This window comes from Prevotella sp. P5-126 (assembly GCF_002251185.1).
In the GTDB taxonomy this organism is placed as follows: Bacteria; Bacteroidota; Bacteroidia; order Bacteroidales; family Bacteroidaceae; genus Prevotella.
The window spans coordinates 45356-67389 of record NZ_NPIZ01000098.1; the positions used below are offsets into that span (position 1 = coordinate 45356).

The 22034-nt window shown below is 45.9% G+C and carries 17 protein-coding genes; 1 reads left to right on the top strand and 16 read right to left on the bottom strand.

The window, feature by feature from the left end:
• Nucleotides 1-13: 13 nt before the first annotated feature.
• From CIK90_RS11380 to CIK90_RS11395, 4 genes are all read right to left on the bottom strand, one after another.
• Nucleotides 14-1831 carry an LTA synthase family protein gene (locus tag CIK90_RS11380; RefSeq protein ID WP_094391572.1) on the bottom strand — a complete coding sequence of 606 codons (1818 nt, stop codon included), beginning with the start codon at nt 1829-1831 and terminating at the stop codon, nt 14-16.
• Nucleotides 1832-1895: 64 nt separating this feature from the next.
• Nucleotides 1896-3728: an ABC transporter ATP-binding protein gene (locus tag CIK90_RS11385; protein WP_094391571.1), complete on the bottom strand. Its 1833-nt coding sequence runs from the start codon at nt 3726-3728 to the stop codon at nt 1896-1898.
• Entirely contained in the window at nt 3725-5050 is a 1326-nt protein-coding gene (gene miaB, locus CIK90_RS11390; protein ID WP_094391570.1) for a tRNA (N6-isopentenyl adenosine(37)-C2)-methylthiotransferase MiaB, read from the bottom strand. The genes CIK90_RS11385 and miaB overlap by 4 nt, the downstream gene beginning before the upstream one ends.
• An 800-nt stretch (nt 5051-5850) precedes the next feature.
• Complete coding sequence (locus tag CIK90_RS11395) at nt 5851-7911, bottom strand: M13 family metallopeptidase (RefSeq protein ID WP_094391569.1); 2061 nt, start codon at nt 7909-7911, stop codon at nt 5851-5853.
• Between the two features lie 670 nt (nt 7912-8581).
• On the opposite strand from CIK90_RS11395, the gene CIK90_RS11400 reads away from it, so the two are divergent.
• Nucleotides 8582-9496 (top strand): IS982 family transposase, encoded by a 915-nt coding sequence (locus CIK90_RS11400; protein ID WP_094435496.1) that lies wholly within the window; start codon nt 8582-8584, stop codon nt 9494-9496.
• Between the two features lie 248 nt (nt 9497-9744).
• Here CIK90_RS11400 and CIK90_RS11405 read toward each other — a convergent pair whose 3' ends face one another.
• The 12 genes from CIK90_RS11405 to CIK90_RS11460 are packed head-to-tail and all read right to left on the bottom strand — an operon-like array spanning nt 9745 to nt 21670.
• On the bottom strand, nt 9745-10968 hold the full coding sequence (locus CIK90_RS11405) for a carboxypeptidase-like regulatory domain-containing protein (RefSeq protein WP_158216063.1): 1224 nt from the start codon (nt 10966-10968) through the stop codon (nt 9745-9747).
• Between the two features lie 47 nt (nt 10969-11015).
• Nucleotides 11016-11807, bottom strand: coding sequence for a YjbH domain-containing protein (locus CIK90_RS11410; RefSeq protein WP_094465482.1), 792 nt, complete (start codon nt 11805-11807; stop codon nt 11016-11018).
• Entirely contained in the window at nt 11804-12856 is a 1053-nt protein-coding gene (locus tag CIK90_RS11415; protein WP_216820914.1) for a GDP-mannose 4,6-dehydratase, read from the bottom strand. Before CIK90_RS11415 ends, CIK90_RS11410 begins: the two co-directional genes overlap by 4 nt.
• 2 nt (nt 12857-12858) lie before the next feature.
• On the bottom strand, nt 12859-13638 hold the full coding sequence (locus CIK90_RS11420; RefSeq protein WP_094465484.1) for a glycosyltransferase family 2 protein: 780 nt from the start codon (nt 13636-13638) through the stop codon (nt 12859-12861).
• Between the two features lie 46 nt (nt 13639-13684).
• Nucleotides 13685-14590 carry a glycosyltransferase family 2 protein gene (locus CIK90_RS11425; RefSeq protein WP_094465486.1) on the bottom strand — a complete coding sequence of 302 codons (906 nt, stop codon included), beginning with the start codon at nt 14588-14590 and terminating at the stop codon, nt 13685-13687.
• Between the two features lie 3 nt (nt 14591-14593).
• Nucleotides 14594-15151, bottom strand: coding sequence for a DapH/DapD/GlmU-related protein (locus CIK90_RS11430; RefSeq protein WP_094465488.1), 558 nt, complete (start codon nt 15149-15151; stop codon nt 14594-14596).
• Nucleotides 15144-16256 (bottom strand): glycosyltransferase, encoded by a 1113-nt coding sequence (locus tag CIK90_RS11435; RefSeq protein ID WP_094465490.1) that lies wholly within the window; start codon nt 16254-16256, stop codon nt 15144-15146. Before CIK90_RS11435 ends, CIK90_RS11430 begins: the two co-directional genes overlap by 8 nt.
• Nucleotides 16257-16259: 3 nt before the next feature.
• On the bottom strand, nt 16260-17399 hold the full coding sequence (locus CIK90_RS11440) for a glycosyltransferase family 4 protein (protein ID WP_094465492.1): 1140 nt from the start codon (nt 17397-17399) through the stop codon (nt 16260-16262).
• An 8-nt stretch (nt 17400-17407) separates the two neighbouring features.
• The gene (locus CIK90_RS11445; RefSeq protein ID WP_094465495.1) at nt 17408-18451 is read right to left on the bottom strand and encodes an acyltransferase; all 1044 of its coding nucleotides are present in this window, start codon (nt 18449-18451) and stop codon (nt 17408-17410) included.
• Nucleotides 18441-19511, bottom strand: coding sequence for a glycosyltransferase (locus tag CIK90_RS11450; protein WP_144007274.1), 1071 nt, complete (start codon nt 19509-19511; stop codon nt 18441-18443). Before CIK90_RS11450 ends, CIK90_RS11445 begins: the two co-directional genes overlap by 11 nt.
• Before the next feature lie 6 nt (nt 19512-19517).
• A complete protein-coding gene (locus CIK90_RS14670; RefSeq protein WP_094465499.1) occupies nt 19518-20510 on the bottom strand; it encodes an acyltransferase in 993 nt (330 codons plus the stop codon).
• 35 nt (nt 20511-20545) lie between these two features.
• Nucleotides 20546-21670 (bottom strand): glycosyltransferase family 4 protein, encoded by a 1125-nt coding sequence (locus CIK90_RS11460; protein WP_094465501.1) that lies wholly within the window; start codon nt 21668-21670, stop codon nt 20546-20548.
• Nucleotides 21671-22034: the final 364 nt, after the last annotated feature.

The following is a 22034-nucleotide window of genomic DNA, read 5'->3' on the forward strand; positions in this document are numbered from 1 at the left end:
TCAGTCCTTTCGTTTATCGTTTTTTCAGGTCCGCCGATGTTTTTTGCAACAGCGCCTTACCCATCCTGACGAGTCGTTCCTTATCCGTTGAGTTGCCGGCAATCACCTTTTCTGAGTTCAGATCATAGACCACATATCCCGTAGAATCCACCAGTGAGAATCCATTATTATAGGTATGATAGGCAAAGGGATAGCTATAGGAGTTGCTCAGCACATCGCGGCTGAAGCCAAAGTCAGCATGGTCGATGCCCAGCTGTGCCAACAGTGTGGCAGCCAAGTCTGTTTGGTTGCATAGCTTACTGATGCGCTTAGGAGTTTTGACTGCGCCTCCCACCCATAGCATGGGTATGTGGTTTCTCACCTGATGCGTTTCGTCAATGTCTTTATAGTTGATACCATGGTCGGGCAGCATCACCACCAAGGTGTTCTTCCACTGTGGCGATTGCTTCAACTGGGCAATGAACTGACCGATACACTGGTCGAGATAATAGAACGCATTGAGCACTTTGTCATCGAAACGATGCACAGGCACATCCCATGGCTCATGACTGCTGAGGGTGCTATACCCGATGAGATAGGGTCTCGCCATGGTATCTGTCAGTTGCCTCAACGTTTCAAACGTGATATCATCGCGTACGCCCCACTCCGCCGACTGTTGTTCTTCCTGGCTATAGTCAGCTTTCCACGTCAGTTGACTGAAACCTCCGCCCACGAGATAACTTCTCATATTCGTGAAATTGATGTCGCCACCGTATAGATAGTGGGTATTGTAACCCTGTCGGGCAAGCGTTGCTGCCATGTTGGGGAGACTTCTCGACTTAGCCGGCATCTTCATCACAGAGGTGGTAGGAAACGATGGATAGCCGCTCCAAGTGCATAGCGTTCCTCTGTCGGTGCGCCACGAATTGGCGTAACAGTTGTCGAAATAGATGCCTTCGCGCGTCAGTCGGCATAGATTCGGCATGATGTCGGTACGTCCACCGATATCAGTAAACTCGCCTCCCGCACTTTCCAGCAAGATGACGATGATGTCAGGACGCTGCGTGGTGAGTAGCGAATCAGTGTCTGTACTCGTTGTGGGAAAGAGTTGTGCAGTCAGTTTCTCACATGTTTCATCGTCCATATAGTGGTAGTCTGTCTGGTCGCTGGCAGTTCTTTCCATCGATGCCAGAAAACTAAACACCGGGTTGACCGCTGCGTGATTGAGGAATTGGTTCTGCGAGAAATACACCTGTCCGATATTGGTGGTCGATTCATCCAATCCGCCACGAATACCGATGACCATCAACGGCACCGTTGCCACCATCAGCAGCATGGCTATCCAGCGGCGGCAGGTCACTTTGAAATGCCATCTGCAACGCATCATCAGCACGGCAATCACCGTTGTCACCACTGCTATGATCACCACTCTCCACACGATATAACCTATGCTGACGCTGGCAAAAGCGTCACCTGGAGTGGAAAGAAACTGTAAACAGGAGGCATCGAGCTTGAATCCCCAGAACGGATAAAGGCTCGTATCAGCCACAAATGCCAAGGCGAGGATGAAAGCCACTACGGCATAATAGCCGTTGAGAACTTTGCGCAACACCTCCGTGCGCTTCCACCACACCGATACCGCCATCACCAAGAAGGGCACAATCGTCAGATAGAGTGCCGTAGAGAGGTCGAGCGACAGTCCGTGCTTCACCACTTGCCAGACGTCAGCCCCTTCAAACGGATGGTTGCTGCGCAGTGCGAGCATGAAACAGAGCTTCGCGGCTATAAAGATGCCTATCATCTTGATATAGTCGCCCAGCATGAGTTGGAATCTTCCTATGATACCTTTCATCGTTGTTACCCTTGTTTGTTGATCGTGTTGATGTTGTTTTCCTGTCGGATGCCACCACAGTGGCTTATCCTAAGTTCTGCATATCGTTGAGTCGTTTATAGAATCCATCCATCGCCAGGAGTGACTCGTGGGTGCCACGCTCTACGATATGTCCCTCATGGAGCACACATATCTCGTCGGCATTGCGTATGGTGCTGAGTCGGTGGGCAATGGCTATGGTGGTGCGCTGCTTCATCAGTCGCTCCAGTGCATCCTGTACCAAGCGCTCACTCTCGGTATCGAGTGCCGATGTAGCTTCGTCGAGTATGAGTATTGGAGGATTTTTCAATATCGCACGTGCAATGCTGACACGCTGACGCTGACCGCCCGACAGGCGTCCGCCGCGGTCGCCGATATTGGTATCAAACTGTTGTTCGCTCTGCATGATGAAGTCGTAGGCATTGGCTATGCGTGCGGCTTCCGCCACCTGTTCATCGGTGGCAGTCTCCACACCGAAGGCGATATTGTTGCGGAACGAGTCGTTGAAGAGTATCGCCTCTTGGTTCACATTACCGATCAACTGTCGCAAATCCTGTATGCCGAGGTCTTTCACATTGATGCCATCGATAAGCACTTCGCCCTCTTGCACATCGTAATAGCGGGGAATGAGATCGACCAGTGTCGATTTGCCGCTACCGCTCTGTCCTACCAAGGCAATGGTTTTTCCCTTTGGAATGGTGAGGTTGATATGTCGCAACACCCACTGGTCGCCATAACGGAACGACACATTGCGCAGTTCAATCTGATGTTCAAACTGCTGGATATGCTGCGGATGGTCTGACTCCTTGATGCTGTCGTCAGCCATGAGTATCTTATCCACACGTTCCATCGATGCCAATCCCTTCGGAATGTTATAGCCAGCCTTTGAAAACTCCTTCAGCGGATTGATGATGGAATAGAGGATAACCATGTAGTAGATAAATGTCGGACCCGACAGGGCATGGTAGTTGAGCACCAATACACCGCCAAACCACAACACGATGACGATCATCACAGTGCCCAGAAACTCGCTCATGGGGTGTGCCAGCTGTTGGCGAATGTTCACATGCATGATATCATTGCGGTAGCCTGTATTGATGCGGTCAAACTTCTGTCGCATCTTTTCCTCGGCACAGAATGCTTTGATGATGCGCAGACCGCCGAGGGTTTCCTCTACCACGCTCATCGTGTCGCTCCATAGCGATTGTGCCTTGATCGATTTGGCTTTGAGCTTACGGCCCACAAATCCCATGAACCATCCCATAACGGGCACGATGACGAGGGTAAACACGGTGAGTTGCCATGATATAAAGACGAGTGTGGTGAAGTATGCCACAATGAGTACGGGGTTTTTGAAAAGCATGTCAAGACTCGACATGATGCTCGATTCTATCTCTTGCACGTCGCCACTCATGCGGGCAATGATATCGCCTTTGCGTTCCTCGCTGAAGAATCCGAGGGGCAACGCCGTGATTTTCCGATAGAGCTGGTTGCGAATATCGCGCACCACCCCCGTGCGGATGGGCACGATGGTAGCCGATGAGAGGAAGTAGGCCCCCGTTTTGAGCATGGTGGTAAAAGCCAGAAACAGTCCGATGAAGAGCAGTGTGGTGGTCTGTCCATGTTCTGCCAACAGGGTGTTGACGTAGTAGTTGAGATTGTTCATCAATACTTCTTGCGCATTGCCCCAGTCCCATGCCATCCAACCGGTGGCAGCCTTACCGTCGCCGGTTTTGAATATGATTTGCAGGATAGGTATGAGTGCGGCAAACGAGAAGATGTTGAGTACTGCCGAGAGGATGTTGAACACCACCGACAACACCAGATACTTCTTATAGGGAGGCACGAAGCGCCTCAACACATTGATAAATTCTCTCATAGTATCTCGCCGAATAATGTTGCACTGGTACTTCCTGTGATACGCACGCGTACGGTTTCGCCGATGTGATGTCCTTTCTTATCCATCACCACCGCCTTGTTTTGTTCGGTGCGTCCCATGAGTTGTTCGCGCGAACGCTTACTGAACGACTCTATCAACACGTCAAACTCCTTGCCCTCGTCTTTGCGGTTTTGTGCGGCACTGACCTCTGTTTGCAGGCGAATCAGTTCGTTCAGTCGTTCTATTTTCACCTCTTCCGGCACATTGTCGGGCAGGTGTTTGGCAGCATAGGTGCCTGGGCGTTCACTGTATTTGAACATGAAGGCAGAGTCAAACTGACATTCACGCACGAGCGAGAGCGTTTCCTCATGGTCTTCGGGAGTCTCGTCGTGGTAGCCCACGAAGATGTCTGTGGTCAGTCCGCAACCGGGAATGATGCGGCGTATGGCTTCCACGCGCTCTAAATACTGCTCGCGGGTGTATTTGCGGTTCATCAGTTTCAGTATCTTGTTGCTACCGCTTTGTGCCGGGAAGTGGATGTGTTTACAGAGATTGGGCTCTTCGGCTATGGCATGTAGGATATCCTCTGTCATATCTTCCGGATTGGATGTGGTGAAGCGCACGCGCATATCGGGCACCTCCTGCGCTACGAGATGGAGCAACTGTGCGAACGATGTGCTGCCTGGCTCGCGTTTTCCCGATGGCGACAGTCCGTAGCTATTGACGTTTTGTCCCAGCAGAGTCACCTCTTTGAAGCCTCTGTCGTGCAGGTCTCTCACTTCGCGGAGTATGCTTTCCACGTCGCGTGACCGTTCGCGTCCGCGTGTATAGGGCACGATGCAATAGTGGCAGAAGTTGTTGCATCCTCTCATGATGCTGACAAATCCTCCGATATGTGCGCCATGCAGTCGTTGTGGCACGATGTCGCGATAGGTCTCTGTGGTAGATAGTTCTATGTTGATGGCTTTATGTCCGTTTTCCGCTTGTGCTATGAGGTCGGGCAGTGTGAGGTAAGCGTCTGGTCCTGCCACGAGATCGCAATGGTGGTTTTCTATCAGATCGTCCTTCACGCGTTCTGCCATACACCCTATCACGCCGATGATCAGTGGTCGTTTGCGCTTGATGGCATCGAGTGCATCGAGTCGGTGATATATTTTCTGTTCGGCGTTATCGCGTATCGAACAGGTGTTCAGAAACACTGCATCAGCCTCATCGAGGTTTTCAGTGTGTTCGTATCCGGCCATTTGCATCACGCTGGCCACTACCTCCGAATCAGCTACATTCATCTGACATCCGTAGGTTTCAATATAAAGTTTCTTCATCTTTTTCGTATTTAGGGTACAAAGTTACGATTAAGTGAGCGAAAAACAAAAGAAAATACCTTTTCTTTTGTTTTTCCGAACGTGAGTAACTTGGAGGCTTGACGCCTCCAAGTTACGATTAAGTGAGCGGAATACAAAAGAAAATACCTTTTCTTTTGATTTTCCGAACGTAGGCAATCCCCAATAAAATTCTCCCCAAAAGCGAGGTATTCGAGCGCATTTTGGTCAAAGATTTGTTTTAAGATTTTGTTTTCAACCCACCTTGTTTCTACTTTTGTCCTTACAGGACGTAGTTGGGTATGTTGCTCTATATCCTCAGGGCGTTGCCCTAGGCTAAGGAAGTCATTGGGCTTTCAGCCCGCCGTTGCTTGTATGTAATTCCGTAATTTCTATCTCCTTAAAATATTTCTTGCGCTCGCGCAACATCTTCAAAAAGATTTCCTCCAAAGATTTCTTGCGTCAGCAACCCCAAAAAAATCCGTGTGACATTAAAAAATCCTGTGATTTCCGTGTGACCTTTTATATTCCGATGATCATAAAAACCAATGCAATGCGCATGACATAAGCATTACAAAACCCATCCATACAAAACCAAATTCAATGAAATTGCGAACCAAATTCATTGAAATTGCAAACCAAATTCAATGAATTTGCAAACCAATCTCAATGAATTTGCTCAGCCATCTGCCGTTCACACCACCGCTACACGATACAGAAAGGGTGTAAACCCAGCATGCACAACAGCGCTATGCAAGGTTTACACCCATGATAGCTGACGCTCCACAGGGGCAACAGCGATGTTACCACACCTGTGCACGCTTCTTCTTAGGAAGGAAGAGGCGATTGCCCTTCTTCACACCGAAAGCCTGATACCAAGCATCGATATGGGGCAGCGCACCGTTCACGCGAGCCATATTGGGCGAGTGAACATCCTGTGTCAGGAGCATATCCATATACTGCTCACGGTTGTTGCTTGCCCAGATGCGAGCATAACCGAGGAAGAAGAGCTGATCGGCAGTGAAGTCTTTCTGGTCTGACGAAATCACATGGCCCTCCTTCTGAGCGTTGTGGTAGGCACGCAGCGCGATGTTCAAACCACCGTTGTCGCCGATGTTCTCACCAAGAGTCATCTTGCCGTTCACCTTCTTGCCGTTCACCACCTCGATGGTAGAGAAGTGATCTACGAGCACTGCGGTACGCTTATCGAAGTTAGCCTTATCGGCAGCAGTCCACCAGTTGCGCTGGTTGCCGGTCTTGTCAAACTGGCATCCCTGATCGTCGAAACCGTGACTCATCTCATGACCGATCACCACACCGATGGCACCGTAGTTGATGGCATCGTCGGCTGTAGGATCAAAGAAGGGAGCCTGAAGGATACCGGCAGGGAAACAGATCTCGTTGGTGGTAGGATTGTAGTAGGCATTGATGGTCTGTGGGGTCATCAGCCACTCGGTCTTGTCAACGGGTTTGTTCACTTTACGCTGCAGTTCGTCTATCGTGAAGAACTCAGAGATGTTGGCAAGGTTCTCGCAGAGTGAGAGCGAATCGCTGATGTCCAACTTGCTATAGTCTTTCCATTTGTCGGGATAACCTATCTTCACAATGAAGTTAGACAGTTTGTCCTGAGCCTGGGCCTTGGTCTCAGCACTCATCCATGTGGCTTCGTTGATGCGCTGACCGAGTGCCACTTGCAGATTGCGCACCAGTTCGAGCACGCGCTTCTTGCTGGATTCGGGGAAGTATTTCTCGCAGTACATCTTACCAATGGCGTTGCCCATCACTCCATTCACCAGATTGGTGGCACGCTTCCAAAGGGGATCGTCCTGCTGCTGACCGCTCAACACACTTGAGAATGCAAAGGCAGCCTTTCGGAAGTCATCGCTCATATAAGAGGCTGAACCGCTGATGATGCGCAGTTCGGCATAGCTCTTCAGATCGTCGATCGATGTCTCTGCCAATACTTTCTCCACCTCGTGAAGGGGTTCGGGCTGACCCATATCCACGCTGTCGAAGGCTGGGAATCCTGATACCCAGAATACGGTGGTCCAGTCGATACCGGGGAACTGCTCGCAGAGTTCGTCAAACGACATCTTGTGATAGTTGGCATTGATGTCGCGCAGCTGCACTCTGGAATAGCTCTTCTCGGCAATACGCTTCTCTATGGCATATACCGCATCGGCTTTCTGCTTGGCTGTTGCCTCGTCATAGCCCACGAGTGTGAACAATTTAGTATTATAGTCCATATAGGCTTTGCGCACAGCTTGCGTCTGAGCATCATCGTTCAGATAGTAGTCGCGAGTGCCCAAACCGAGTCCTCCCTGACCTATGCCCACGATATTGCGGTCGGCTTGACGCTGGTCGGCTGACACACCGATGCCATACATCATGGTCGATTCGCCACGACGATCCAGTTCGGCTGTCACGCGCTGATATTCCTTACGGTCCTTGATGGCACGGATTCTCTCCAGGTTTTTCACGATGGGTTGGAAGCCTTCCTTATTGCGGCGCACCGAATCCATCATCTGATTGTAGAGCGTTCCTATCTTCTGACCCAACGAACCTTTCTGCTGTGGTGTGGTAGAAAACTGCAAGATGAGCTCCTGAATCTGCTTCTGGTTCTGCTCGTAGAGGTCCATGAAGGCACCGTTGGTCACTTGGTCGTCGCGCAACGGATGGTTTTTCAGCCAGGCACCAGTGGCATATTCCACAAAGTTGTCACCGGGCTTCACTGCCGTGTTCATGTTCTCTTTGGCATAGCCATGCACCTTGGTTGGCTGTTGAGCAAATGCCTTTTCAGCGCCCATGTTGCCTGCCAGCATCATTACTGTGCAACAGGCACTAAGAATTGTTGTTGACTTCATATACTTTTGTTTTTATGAATTGTTAGCGTCGATATTCCGATTCTATATCGGTTGGTGGTGCAAAGGTAGTGCAAACCGAGAGAAAAACAAAAGAAAACACCTTTTCTTTTGATTTTCCGAGGTGCAGCCTACCTTAGACAGCGCAGCTGCAAAGGTACAATTAAGTTATCGAATTACCAAACCATTTGACGTGACAAATGCGTGACCACCACATTCGGTGGTCGGTCGGTGGTCGATGGGTGGTCGATAGATATACCTATCAAGCACCAGCAAACCGTTATCGCACAACATGTTACAAAGAATGGTGGTCGAGTGGTCGAAAAATACGCAACTTGCGCATGTGCGCATATACACATGTGCGTACGCGAGAAGCATACACACCCCACCTGCCATACTTAGCATGCCACCCCGATGTCTCATTGCCCAACACTACACCATCCTTGAATGCTTTTTGGAATTTCAAATTACTCTAAACCTGAATTCGGGATAAGATTATGTCATAAAGTCAATTATGCGACAAGACATGATTCATCATCCCTCCACATGGGTGAATGGCTATTTATGTTTTACCCCAGTTCGGGATAAGAAATAGTTTATAAAAAAGCTGGTAGTCTCATAAATATTTTGTACCTTTATAGGTGAAAATCAAATAGTTACAAAAATATTTAATATGACTACCGATTGCAAAGTTACAGAATTATTTTGTATTATAGACGAGTTTTGCAAACATTTTGATGCAGAAAATGCAGGAAATTTGCTGGAAGACAATAGCGGAGTGAAGCGTAGACGGCGTGCAGCATCGTTGTCCGACAGTGAAATCATGACGATTCTGTTGTATTTCCATTTCGGTACATTCCGCAATTTCAAGCACTACTACCTGTTCTTTATTAAGGGTACGATGAAGTCTTATTTTCCGAAAGCTGTGTCGTACAACCGCTTTGTGGAGTTGGAAAGCCGCGTGTTCTTCCAGCTCATGTTCTTCCTTAATCTGGGAGCTTTCGGAAGATGTACCGGCATAACATTCGTTGATTCCACGATGATACCCGTATGCCATAATCTCAGGAGATATGCCAATAAGGTATTCAAGGGAATTGCCACTGACGGAAAAGGAACAATGGGTTGGTGCCATGGCTTTAAGCTCCATCTTGCGTGCAATGACAGAGGCGAGATAATAGCGTTTGTACTTACTGGTGCAAATGTCAGCGACAAGGACCCGAATGTGTTCAAGGTTCTTGCTAAACGTTTGTATGGCAAGCTGTTCGCTGACAAAGGCTATATTTCGCAAAAGCTGTTTGACTTCCTCTTTGAGGATGGAATACAGCTGGTGACAGGGTTGCGCGTAAACATGAAAAACAAGCTGATGCCATTCTATGACAGAATGATGCTGCGCAAGAGATACATTATCGAAACCATTAACGACATGCTGAAGAATACGGCACAGATTGTACATTCACGCCATAGATCTGTAAGCAACTTTATCATGAACCTTATTTCAGCATTGGGAGCATATTGCTTCTTCGACAACAAGCCAAAGGCATTGCAAGGATACTGCATCGAAGACACGAAGCAACTTACATTGTTCTAAGGACAGAATAATCTCTTTCGATTCTTTATATATAGCCCATGTCTGATGGTATGGGAAGAGAATTCACGTATCTGTCTTCACATGCAACTAATCGCTATTTTATCCCGAATTGGGGTATATATGCATAATTTGTTCCTTCAAATGAACAAAAGAAGTCAAGTGCGACATCATTGTGTTATATGTTTTTTTGAATATCCGACAACACTATAACCGTATTGCCGGATATTCTAATCTGTAACATACTATTCTCAATTGCCGCCACCAGTATGTGAACGGTTTGAAGTAACGACCGTAATGGTCACATTCCCATACTGGGTACCGCTGACACTGCGACCAGCTGCAGAAGCTGTGACAGTGTTGATTTTCTGTACACCCTTGATTTCCAGTTTGGTACCTACAGGCAGTATCACGTTAATTGGATAGTTGCCCTGTGTCTGGTAGGAGTTCGCACCAAATGCACGTGCTAATGCCTCAATCAGCAGCGCCGTGAAGACGGTCGTTCCTGAGGTCTTCACATCCATACCCACCATATAAGTATAGGTAGCGGTACCCACATTCATGTTGCCGTTACCATACAGATTGTCCCATACATTTTGGGAAAAATTAATGGCCTCATTGCGACTTGTGGAACTAATGCTGATGCCTAAAAACAGTCCGTATGACGTGAATTCATCCGCCTCTACAATCACCTTACCGTTCTCTATGCGGCTTTGTACATCAACCCATGCACCATTGGAATACTTCTGTGCACGCACCTCTTTGGCAGTTGTCTCATCCACGTTGAATGTCAGTTCAATGGGTTTTGTAATCGTCACATCATTTTTTGAACAGCTCATTTTTGAACCCACAAGCATTCTGCTGTCACCACTGGCTCTCGTAACAATGGACATGGTTGACAAGATGCCACGAGTTTGTACAGCTTCCTCTTCAGAATAGACAGGAGAGATTTCAATCACAGCTTCCTCACTCAAAGCAGCAGGAGGAACCACCACTTCCACAGGAATTTTGGCCTTTTCGTTTCCTTCCAAAGCCTCAGTTGTTACATTGCCTTCGCCGCCTTCCTCGTTTGATACAGTGATATTCGTCACGGTCTCCTCACTGGCCAGCATCACGTTCCACACCACGTTCTGTCCGTCGCCTTCATCTGTTACGCTGACGGAAGCCTCTTGAGGTATTTTCCCCTCTGCGGTGGCTTTCAGGTTATAGGTGCCAACCTTTACATCCTCGAAGATGAAGAAACCGTTGGCGTCAGTGGTAGCGGTAGCGCTCATTGCTCCGCCCATGGTAACTGTTGCACCTGAAATGCCCTTACCGTCTCGTCCTGCTATGGAGCCACTGATGTTGTGAACTTGTGCCACTGTAGGCGGTGTGACGTTGCTATAGTCCGGATCGTCATCGCTGCACGAACTTGCACTGAATGTCAGTGCCATACCGAGGAGTGCGAGCACTCCAAACTTTTTAAACTTTCTCATTTCCATAAATATTAATTTTTGTAAGACATAAATTGTATTTCTTTTGTTTAGAACAGGTTGGTCTGGAAACATAAACCTCCTGAGAAGTATTTTCCGTCCTGTAACACCACTTGCAGGAACAGATGTTTCCACAACAGGCAGTCTGCACCTACGTTTATCTCGTTTCCTGTGTATTCTGCGATAGCACGCAAGTTCGGAACCCACTTTAGTTGCCAGGTGATACCACCCACAACACCTTCCCATTTCTCGTTATATACATTGGGGCAATAGCGGTAGGCAAGGTTTATACCGATGTTGTGTCCCGCAGGCTTGAAATGCTTGGTGGCTGCGATGTAATAGTTGCAGAAATATCCCGCTCCGCTTCCGCCATGGCCATGCCGTTTGGTGGGTGAGCCGATAAAGTCGTTCGACCCGATGGCGATGGCAGGATGATAACGTCCCTCCCGCAACGGATTCAGTTTGACAGAAAAATAGCGGTCTTTCTGGTTGTATTTCGGTTTGTCATATCCGTCTAACAAGGATTTCTGAAGTGTGAAAGTATAGCCAAGCTCTATCCAGTCGAAAGGTGTTATGGACAGGTAAAAATCCACTGTATTGTATTTCTTACCATCATAGATAAATCCATATTTTCCGTCATCATCCGGTGTGAAATGCTTGTTCATGAAATAGCCGCCTATACGTGCCGTTCCCTCCTCGTTCATGTCAGCCGAAGGCGTATTGAGCAGTCCGGACAGTCCGGTATAGAGCTGTGCCGATGCAGAATGGCATCCTAACCATAGAAAGACAAGAAGTATCAGACGAAAATTAGTTCGTAAACTCATCAGCTTTGCAGTCTTCATTTCTCTTCCTCCTTTCTTTCCTTGACGATGAAGTCGGGCGACATTGTGTCCGTTCCCCATGGCAACAAGTTCCGGTCGAACCATCCCGTCCGCTCGTTCTGTTCCGGGTCGGTAAAGTAAGTGCGGTTGGCATAAGTTTCTGCCTCCACGCTATAGGTTAGGCGGAAATTGCTTGCCGGGCGGATGTTCACTTTCCGTGCCGTCCGTTTGTAGGGTGGCAGCATGACAATGACCTTGAAGCCCGCATCCTCTTTCCCTTTGTCGCTGTACGAGGCATACACACCTACGCTGACATGCTTGAAATGACGATAACCTTCCCCGACTACTCCATAGTCCCCATACACATAGCGACCACCACGCACAGAGATTTGCGTGTTCCATCGGTGCAGGTAGATTTCCGGCCCTGCCTGTGCCGTCAGCCTTTCCATCGTACTGGCTTCCCATCCCGATGCCATCGAACAATATCCTGTCAACCCTACTTGTGCGGTCATGGCAAGCCATCGGTTCAGGATAAACATATTCTTCATGTCCAGTCCATAGCGTTCCGCCCCGAACAGTCCTCCTGTCACCTTCATCTTCCAATGCTGTCCGACGGCAAGCTGCTTGGAAAGTACCGCCATGTTCAGACGCACGTTCTTGTAACGGTCACCGTACTGGTTTACTACCGGCACGAGTGCTTGTGCGGCAACTTCCCAACGGTGTCCCATGTTCCACCTCACTCCCGGTGTCAGGTTAATCAATATGTCATATACCCGGTTGTTGAAATAAATGTCCCTGTAATTGAAGTCCACGCCCATGAATATGTCCACTGTTCCGGACTTGTTATCCTGCGCCGATAAATACGATGGGATGCAGAATAACAGGAAAAGCAGACATCTTACCAATAATATCCTCTGTTTGAATTTGGCGATTTCCGCTACCTTATATATATACCGCAAACTGTCCAGCAGGGCGTTTGAGCGCACATCATACCCTTTCTCCAAGAGGAACTCGGCGAGGAACGAGCCGTCCTGTCCCGTCACTCCAGTAATCAATGCTTTATTCATCATGTTTATTTTCGTTTATGGAATTTATACTCTATTATCTCACACACCTTGTATCCGTATCTCAACAGCTCAAAAAACACGTTGCTATACACTCCGTTTTTCTTGAAAGCCAGCTGATGGTCGTGCATTATCCGCTTGTGGCTTTCCATACCGCTTGTGGAAGCCCCTCCCGTCCTCATTGTTACAAAGTCCAACGGCAGATACATCGTCTTAATCCTATGTATGAAAATCAGCCTGAGCAGACACTCAAAGTCCGCCGCCACCTTATAGGTCAGGTCGAAAGCTCCATACTTTTCATACACACTCCTCTTGCAGTAGAAACTTGGATGGGCAGGCATGAAGCCGAACCGCATCCACCATCTATGGAACGGCTTCGACGAGTAATAACGTACGCATTTCTTCAGGTCGCAATCATTCACAAAGTGGATGTCCCCATACACAGCATCAAGGCAACAGTCCTCGTCAAAGGCTTTCGCCACAGCCGTCAGTATGTGATTGGATGTAAAAAAATCATCCGAGTTGAGCAAACCTATCACATCGCCCGTAGCCATGCCAAACCCCTTGTTCATCGCATCGTATATGCCCTTGTCAGGTTCGCTAATCCATCTCATTCGTCCACAGAATAGTGGTTCATACTCACGGATGATGTCAACGGTTCCGTCTTTCGACCCACCATCTATAATAATGTATTCGTAGTCGGTATAGTTTTGCAATAATACCGACTTGAATGTGTCGCGCACCGTCTTCGCCGAGTTATATGTAGCAGTAATTACAGAGATCTTCATTTAAAAAAAACAATATTCTTCAAAAAACCATTTTGAAAATCAATCATCAATCATCAATCATTATTCCCCATTTCTCCAGTATGTATTTTTTAATAGCCTCCTTGTCATTTCCACAAGCCTTCTTACACTCAAATATCTTGGCATCCACCAACGTGCGATACCACCATCCTTGCAGGAAGTCCCACAGAAATCCCTCCTTGCCGTCCAGAAATCCCAGCTTGATGATGTAGCGATAGACGAAATAGGCAAAAGCCCTCCAGAAAAGCGGCATTTTTGCGTACCGTTCCTTTTGCGCACGTTTTCTCTCTACTTCCTCACCATGGTCTTTCGGCAAGGAGCTCGTATCAGTCAAGTGATATTCGGCATCCAACAGCAGAGCCGCCTCCCGTGATGCATATCCCTCGTGCTTGATGGTGAACTGTCCGATAGTCATGCGGTTGTCATCCACAAACTGATGCTCCATCCTTACTATCTCGCCATCCACCGACAGATGTTCATCCATCAGGCGTTTCTCATACCGTGCCTTCCCTTTACGGAAAATGCGAGTAATCCATATCCCGTTTACAATACCGTGATGCAGTATTTTTCCTGCGAAAGCGCGCGCGCGAGAGAGAGAGAGGGCCGCCACATCCTTGTCCATTTTCGGCAGTTTCTCCTTCAGCTCATCTATCAGCTCCGGCATCAGATATTCGTCGGCATCCAGCCGCAGTATCCATTCCGTCTCAATCTTCAGGTTGTCCAAAGCCCAGTTAAACTGTTCCGCCTGGTTTCCGGGATATTTGTGCACTACCACTTCCACGTTGTCAAACTCGCGGCATATTTCCACTGTCCTGTCCGTCGAGGGACTGTCCACCACAATCACCTTTTTGGCTATCGGGCACACGTTCTCCAAGCACCTGCGTATATGAATCTCCTCATTATACGTCAGGATAATTACTGTCAAATCAAGCATAACTCACTCTTTGATTGTTCTTTCCTTGATGAATCTAGCCGGATTACCACCCACCACCGTCCATGATTCCACATTTTTATATACACTTGCCGTAGCACCGACTACCGCCCCTTGTCCGATAGTCACCCCCATCCCGACAAAAGCCTTCGCACCAATCCACGCCTGATCCTCAATGACGATGGGAGCCGTAATCAGATTATTCAGCGGGTCGGTGATGTCGTGGCTTGCCGTGCAGAGGTATGCCCCTTGCGACACTATCGCATTCGCTCCAATCCTTATCGGTGCCACATTATAGCAGTCCACATCAGAGGCGAGACAACTGTATTCCCCCATCGTAAGATTGGCTGGGAAATACACCTTCGCCGACGAATATACATTTGCCGTATCAGCAATTTTCGCCCCGAATGCTCTAAGCAAAGTACGTTTCCAGTTCATCCCCATCGAGCGAGGCAGGAACCATGTGCCCAGCGGCCACACCACCCCCCAGATCAGTCGGATTATCTGATGCTTGCGAGAAAGACTGTTGTGATACTGTGATAAATCAATTTTTGTTTCACTCATGATATTTTCTGTTGATTAGTGATTCGTACATATTCAAGAATTGTTTAGCAACAGCCTCACTCGTATATCTCTCTTCAACGAGCCTACGCCCATTGCGGCCCATTTGTTCGAGTTCATCATCCGAGCAAGCAAGGAACTTGCGAAGAGCCCTCGCTGTCGGTTCTGCACCAATCTCCGTACACCAGCCACAACCAGCCTTGTCCAACACATGCCAAGGAGTGCCTACCGTAGTAATCACAGGAGTGCCGCTAGCCAGCGCTTCAGGCACGACGATGCCAAAGTTCTCGCTCCATGTGGGCAGTACGAAGAGGTCCGCCTCCCGATACAAAGGCCATTTGTCTTTAGCATAAACAGGTCCGATGAACTCAAACATACTGTCAACACCCTCCTTCTTGGCCAGCCGTTTCAACTCCAGAACATAACCATCCTCCCCAGGTCCGGCTATTATAAATGTATAGCCCCCAAGTTCCTTTTTCATCTGAGATACAGCCATTATCAAGAAATCAATCCCTTTCTTAGGATGAACTCGGCTCAGGAACAACACCTTCTTCCGTCGTTTCCACGACGACTTCATTTCTATCTCATCAATCCTTACACAGTTTGCTATCACAGAAATATTCCTGTTCCAACCGAGTTTCATCAGGTTATTCTTCTCAGTGTCGGCAGTGGCATGAACCATGTCAGCCACCTGAATCCCTTTCCGCTGAAACAAGAGTATAGCTGGAAGCTTTTTCGTCCAATAGTGACGAGAGATAGCATAAGGCTCCAGCATACCGTGAGGCGTATATACCACCTTATATCCAGCCTTTTTAGCCCACATAGCAGTCAATGCACTCACCGGCATCCAGCAGCAGTTTGTATGAAACACATCCGGGTGAATCTCACGGAGCAATGCCATGAACTCCTGCTTACAATTATCCCATGGCTTCCATTTATAGTCGATATAATGCACGGAACAGTTTTCCAGCGTCCGTTCATTATCCGACTTGTGTGTCACCACATGCAGTTCACACAGCTTTCCCAAATCCCTGGTGAGCAGTTGCATATAAGCCCCCACCCCGCCGGATGCCTCGTCGATAGATGGTATATAATGTAGTATCTTCATTTATTATGCATTACTGCAAGGTCCTTCCTTAATAGAACAAGACCTTCCATTCTTTATGTCATCAATAAGCTTCAATAGATTTCGCGCTGCCACTGCAGGCGACCACATTGTCTGCATTGTTTTCACCGCATTATGTCGAATATCCTCCAACAAAGAGCGATTCTCTATCAATGTTCTCACACAATCGGTCAATGAATCAACATCCCCCGACTTGAATATCATACCATTTCGACAATTGTCAACAAGATAAGGCACACTACCTATAGCATCACTACCCACCAAGGCACAACCCTGACTCATAGCCTCATTTGCCACAGCACCCCATCCCTCAAACCTATCTGAAGTAAACAGGAATATTTTGTGCCGACGCATCTCCTTCAACACTTGATCATTAGGTATAGCTCCATGAAATCTCACTACATCATCAAGTCCAAGACATGATACCATATCGCGTGACTTCTGTTCCACCTCACCACTGCCGTAAAAGTCAATGAAAAACTGCAAGCCCTCTTTTTTCAACCTTTGAGCCATCAGGATGGGCAGTTCCGGATGTTTCAACGACAGGAATCTTGAACACCACATAAGTGGTGTGATATTTGATGTTGAAACATCCGTGGATGCTTCAACGTCGAAACCAAGATCAACTCCCGTGAAATATCCCCATTTATAGTGACGTCCCTTGTAAGCGCCCAATTTCACATCATCTTTCGCAACAAATGCACTGGAGCATAGCTTATAGAATGGCTTTCTATGATAATACCTCATATAATTCATCCACCATCGTCTTAATGTCGGAGAAAGAACATTAATCAATCCTCTTTTAAGCCATCTCTCGCCCATTTCGAATGACAGGCCACAGTCCTTCTGCTTAGCCCTCTCCACTGCATATTCCTGAGAACAAGCCCCGAATACACACACATCAGCAGTTCGAGCTAACTCCAACGCCTTATCATGCGCATCATTGCTTTCGCCAGCCAATATGCAATAAGGACGTGAGCTGTAGTCAAGCCCACCCTTCAACTCCTTATCATTGCGAGGGAGCGTTGCGACAAAGGCATAATTATCCCCTAAATGTTTATACAACTCATCTGCTATTAATACCTGGTGATGGTTGAGAAAATTACAATAGAATACCAGTTTCATAAATCAGTTTATCTTCCCCCAGTCAAAAACTTATATACAGGCACCAATGGTTTTATATGCAGCATCGTCTTAGCGATAATGATAGCTATAGCCACCATTATCAATGGATTTATCAGATACAGCACAATAAGCACAGGTTCGGAACTGCCCAACACTACAACGCCCAGTTTCTTTATGATATTGAAGGCTGGCTCGTGGAAACAATAGATGAAGAAACTATATCCACAGATATGCCTCCATAAGCCTTGCTCCGAGAGGCAACGCCCTCGTGCTACCTTGTCATATACAATCCACACAAAATAGATACATGCCAATTGCTTTACCAAGCCGATTACTCCGAAACTACTTGGAATCATTTTATCCATTTCCATGCCTGCCAACACCGCATTACCTATATAGATTGCACCTGTCAATACAAACACCCAATTACCTTTGGGTAACTTTTCGATATTCCAATTACTAACTCTAATCGTGAGGCCAAGCCAGAACCAGAAAACCCATGCCATCCAATGATTTAAAACGATAGATAAGACTATTGCTGCCATCCAGCTTCTTTTACTAATCAACCATAACAAAGGAGATATAGCCATAAAGACTATCAAATCGCGCAGAAACCACAGGTGGAATCCTGCAGGTTCTGTCAACATATTGTATATGCTCTCCCAAATCGGCAAAGACTTCCAAGCCTCCATTATGCCAGTACTGTAAACATATCCGCTAACCCATGGAGTAATATCAAGCACCACATACCATAATACAAATATTGCGTTCCATAGTATAAAAGGAACTATCACAGTCCTGACTCTTTTCCTCATTTTTTTCAACAAGTCAAGAACAGTCGTTACTCCTCCCACCAGCAAAAATCCGGATATAATGAAGAACAACGGATTGGCTACAGAGCTCAACCCATATCCACCCCAAAACTTCCATACAAAGTCGGCAGTCTCATACTGGTACATCTCCAGATATGTACTGTGAATATACACCACCATCACAATCAGTAGTGTATAGAATAATGTAATCTTTGAACTTAAATATGGGCTAATTTTCATATTCTTCAATCTTTTTCATCCATTCATTCCAAACCCTCACATTGAATCTCTCTTTTACTATACTCGATTGGTTTGCATATTGAATCAAGTCATCATCTGCAGCTCTGGATATAGCCTGAATGTCTTTTATAAACTCTTCTATATCCGTTCCCACTTCAAAGTATTTTATACCCTCCAACTGAGGATAATGAATTGTAGAAACAATAATCCTGTTATGTAGCAATGCCTCAATCACCTTTGACGGAAAATTGCATTGGTTCTCGGGATAACGCGGATCACGAGTGCTAAGTAAAAAAGGCGTGGCATGAAGAATACGCAGATATTCGTCATATTCTACCATCCCATGGTAAATGATATTCTTGTATTTGGAAATATATTCCTTCACCTTCTTTACATCGGGAGCCTTGCCAGTGATATGAAGAGTGAGTTCCGGCATTTGCGAGAAGGCATCAAGCAGCATCGACAGCATTGAGATATTATCTCCAAGAGCCCCTGAAATCAAGAACTCCTTTTTCACATTCTGCACCTTTGGATATTCCTTGCCGTCGTCAGGCACCACACCCGGAAGGCAAACAGAATTCTTTACTGTAAATAAAGGAGAATCCGCCAGCTTAATCATTCCATGCATGTGGTTGGATAACCAGAGAAAGAATCTATCAATCATCTTATCGCAAGGAGTATAGTCAAGCAATATGACATTCTGCTTGACACTTGGTTTGAAAAGATGCAATAATACGATTAGGAATGCGTTTAGAATCGTACAATTATAATACCAAACTGAGTCGTTTTTTGATATTTTACTAAACAATGTGAAATTCTCAAACAATGGAGCTATTTTCCTTAATGGTCCATAATGCCTCAGGCGTGAATACACCAATTCATTATCGGGGTCTTCAAATGCCTCCATCTTCCCGCTGACGAAGAGCGGCATTATCGAATACACCTTGTCGAAGCCACCACCGGTCATTAGGTTGCGAGAAAAATTGCAAGCCGCAAATGACAACTTGTACTTGGCTACAAGATGTTGCGGCAAAATATGAGTTATAAATACTCTGCTCATAATATATTATTTTGTGAAAGACATAAAATCCTTTATCTTATTGTTTAGTAAATAGAAGGGGTAGCTTATAGCGAATGATACGAGGAACAATAACAATCCTGACCATACTGTATTTTCCACGTAATTCCAAAAGGGCATGTGTACCAAATAGAGTTCATAGCATATCATACCTGAGAATAACAGAAATTTGCTTTTGATGCATTGAGGAAATAATCTCAACAGGCACACTATAAACATAGCATAAGGCAACTTGATAAACAACTGTACCACATTATATATCCATGTGCTCATTTGAGCTCTTACTATCGGATGTTGTTTAATCAGCAAAAATATTGTTCCGACTACGAACAATATACAGGCTATTATGATTACATTCTTGTCTCTTATATTTTTTACTTTTCCCAAATGGATGGAGATAAGCATACCTAATGGGAAAGAAAATGCTTGTTCAGCCTCGATGTTCGGGAATAGGAACAATATGACAATCGACAACGCCAATAATAGAAGAGTCCTGTATCGCAAACAATATTTGCTGGTAATCCAGAAGGCTACATACCATTTGACAAGAAAAGCGATATACCAATAATGGGTTTTGATTCCTATTACATCAAGCAAATAATCCTGCCACGTGAAATCCCATCTGATAAGATAAAGAAGAGATGCTATAAGAAAATAAGGTAACAATACCCTTAATACTTTCTTACGCCAGTAACAGGTCAGTTCTTGTTTCTTAAACGATTCATTCAACCCGAAGCCAGAAAGCAATAAAAACAATGCAACTCCTGTTCCCCCTAATGGTGAGAATAGTACCGTATTCATCATTCCTGAAACATGTCCTACCATAACCATCAGAATGGCCGCTCCACGCAAACAGTTGGTAAAGTCAAGAGAAAAAATGAAGTCCGTGGAATTATTGTTATTTACCTGAAGTGTATGGGAGGGGGTAAATATTATAACTATACTTACGAGGACTGCTATTATTATAATGGTATGAATCATAAATTTAATACAAATAAAATTTAAATCAACGAAGCCTATAAGTTCCAAGGAGCGATAGGCTTTATGTCGATTTTGCCTGTATAGTAATCAACTATTTGAAGGAAATAATCAGCTTCAGCTTTGGGATAAATGGATTGGAATTCTTTAGCTATTCTCTTTCGTTGCTCTGGGGTTACATTTCCTTTCGAAATTTCCTCCTTAATACATGTCTGAAGAGCATTCCAGTCACCACTTCGGAATATCCTACCGCAATAGTCCCGATTTTCAATTAATACTCTGGAACCTACTGCGTCAGAAACAATTACTCTGCAACCGTACATAAGAGCCTCATTAACTGTGCATCCCCAACCCTCCAACCTGCTTGTTTGTAATAGTACATCTGCTGATGCTAACACTTTTCGGGCTTGCGAAGGCATCAATTTACCCCAATAATGGATACGATGGTCATCATGAATAGCTTGTTGCATCTCATCTTCTTGTGGACCACCTCCAACAATATCAAGCGTCCAATTTCCTTGCATCTCACGAAAGGTACGAACCAATTCTATGATACATTTTCTGTGAGCAATCTGGCCCATATAAATGAACTTCACTCCCCCCATTCTATTATTTATCAGACTATCAATTGGTTGTGAATATTCTTGTAGCAGATATGAATTTGGTTCAGGAACGGAATAGATGAAATCAAATAAACGTCGATCAGATATCCATGCTTTACGAAAAGCCTTGACACCTGTCAAGCCTGTGCATCCTATTGCTTTAATCTTACGCCCAATGCCGACATTAAAAAGATAAAACCATTGTAACCTTCTCAAGAATCCTTTTTTAGTCCACCATTGGTATTGCTCCATATTCACCGACATCACAAAACACCTTTTTTTCAGCAGTTGGCGAAGTGCATAACCAAACACTTCTATACCCTGATAAGTTTTCAGAGATCCATTGATATGGATATATTTGGGCGTTCGTTCAATGAGTTTCTCTACATCACTGTTCTTTTCTATGTGGACAATCTCCACGTTCCTCATATTCAGCCCTCCAAAAGAGCCGTATTCCAAACTCTTGCAGGCTATTATAACGTGACGCATTAGTCCTAATTCCTCATACACACTTGCAGGATGCATACATATATAAGGAGTCCAAAACACTATTCCGTTCATATAATATTATTTCGCAACTTTATAATTAGATAAATTCTAAGAAGCATGAAGGTAGATGAGTCTGTGTCCTAGCACCGCCTCAGGTATCCTTCCATCATATACGGGAGGAAAATGCCGTTTACTAAACAGTATGGGCCGTTGTCCCAAGAAAGCCCTCCATGCAGAGAATGTAGAATCACTGGCAATGATAAATTTACATTTCGAAATAGCCCACATATCAGCAAAAGCATTACCGAAGTAACAGCGTTCCACATTAGGAATGGACTACAACGATAGGACAGCAAAATACATACAATTGGCTAACCCTGGTCCTCCAACTCTAAACCATCCGTAATCCCTATTCGATAGTTTCGGATAATAATAA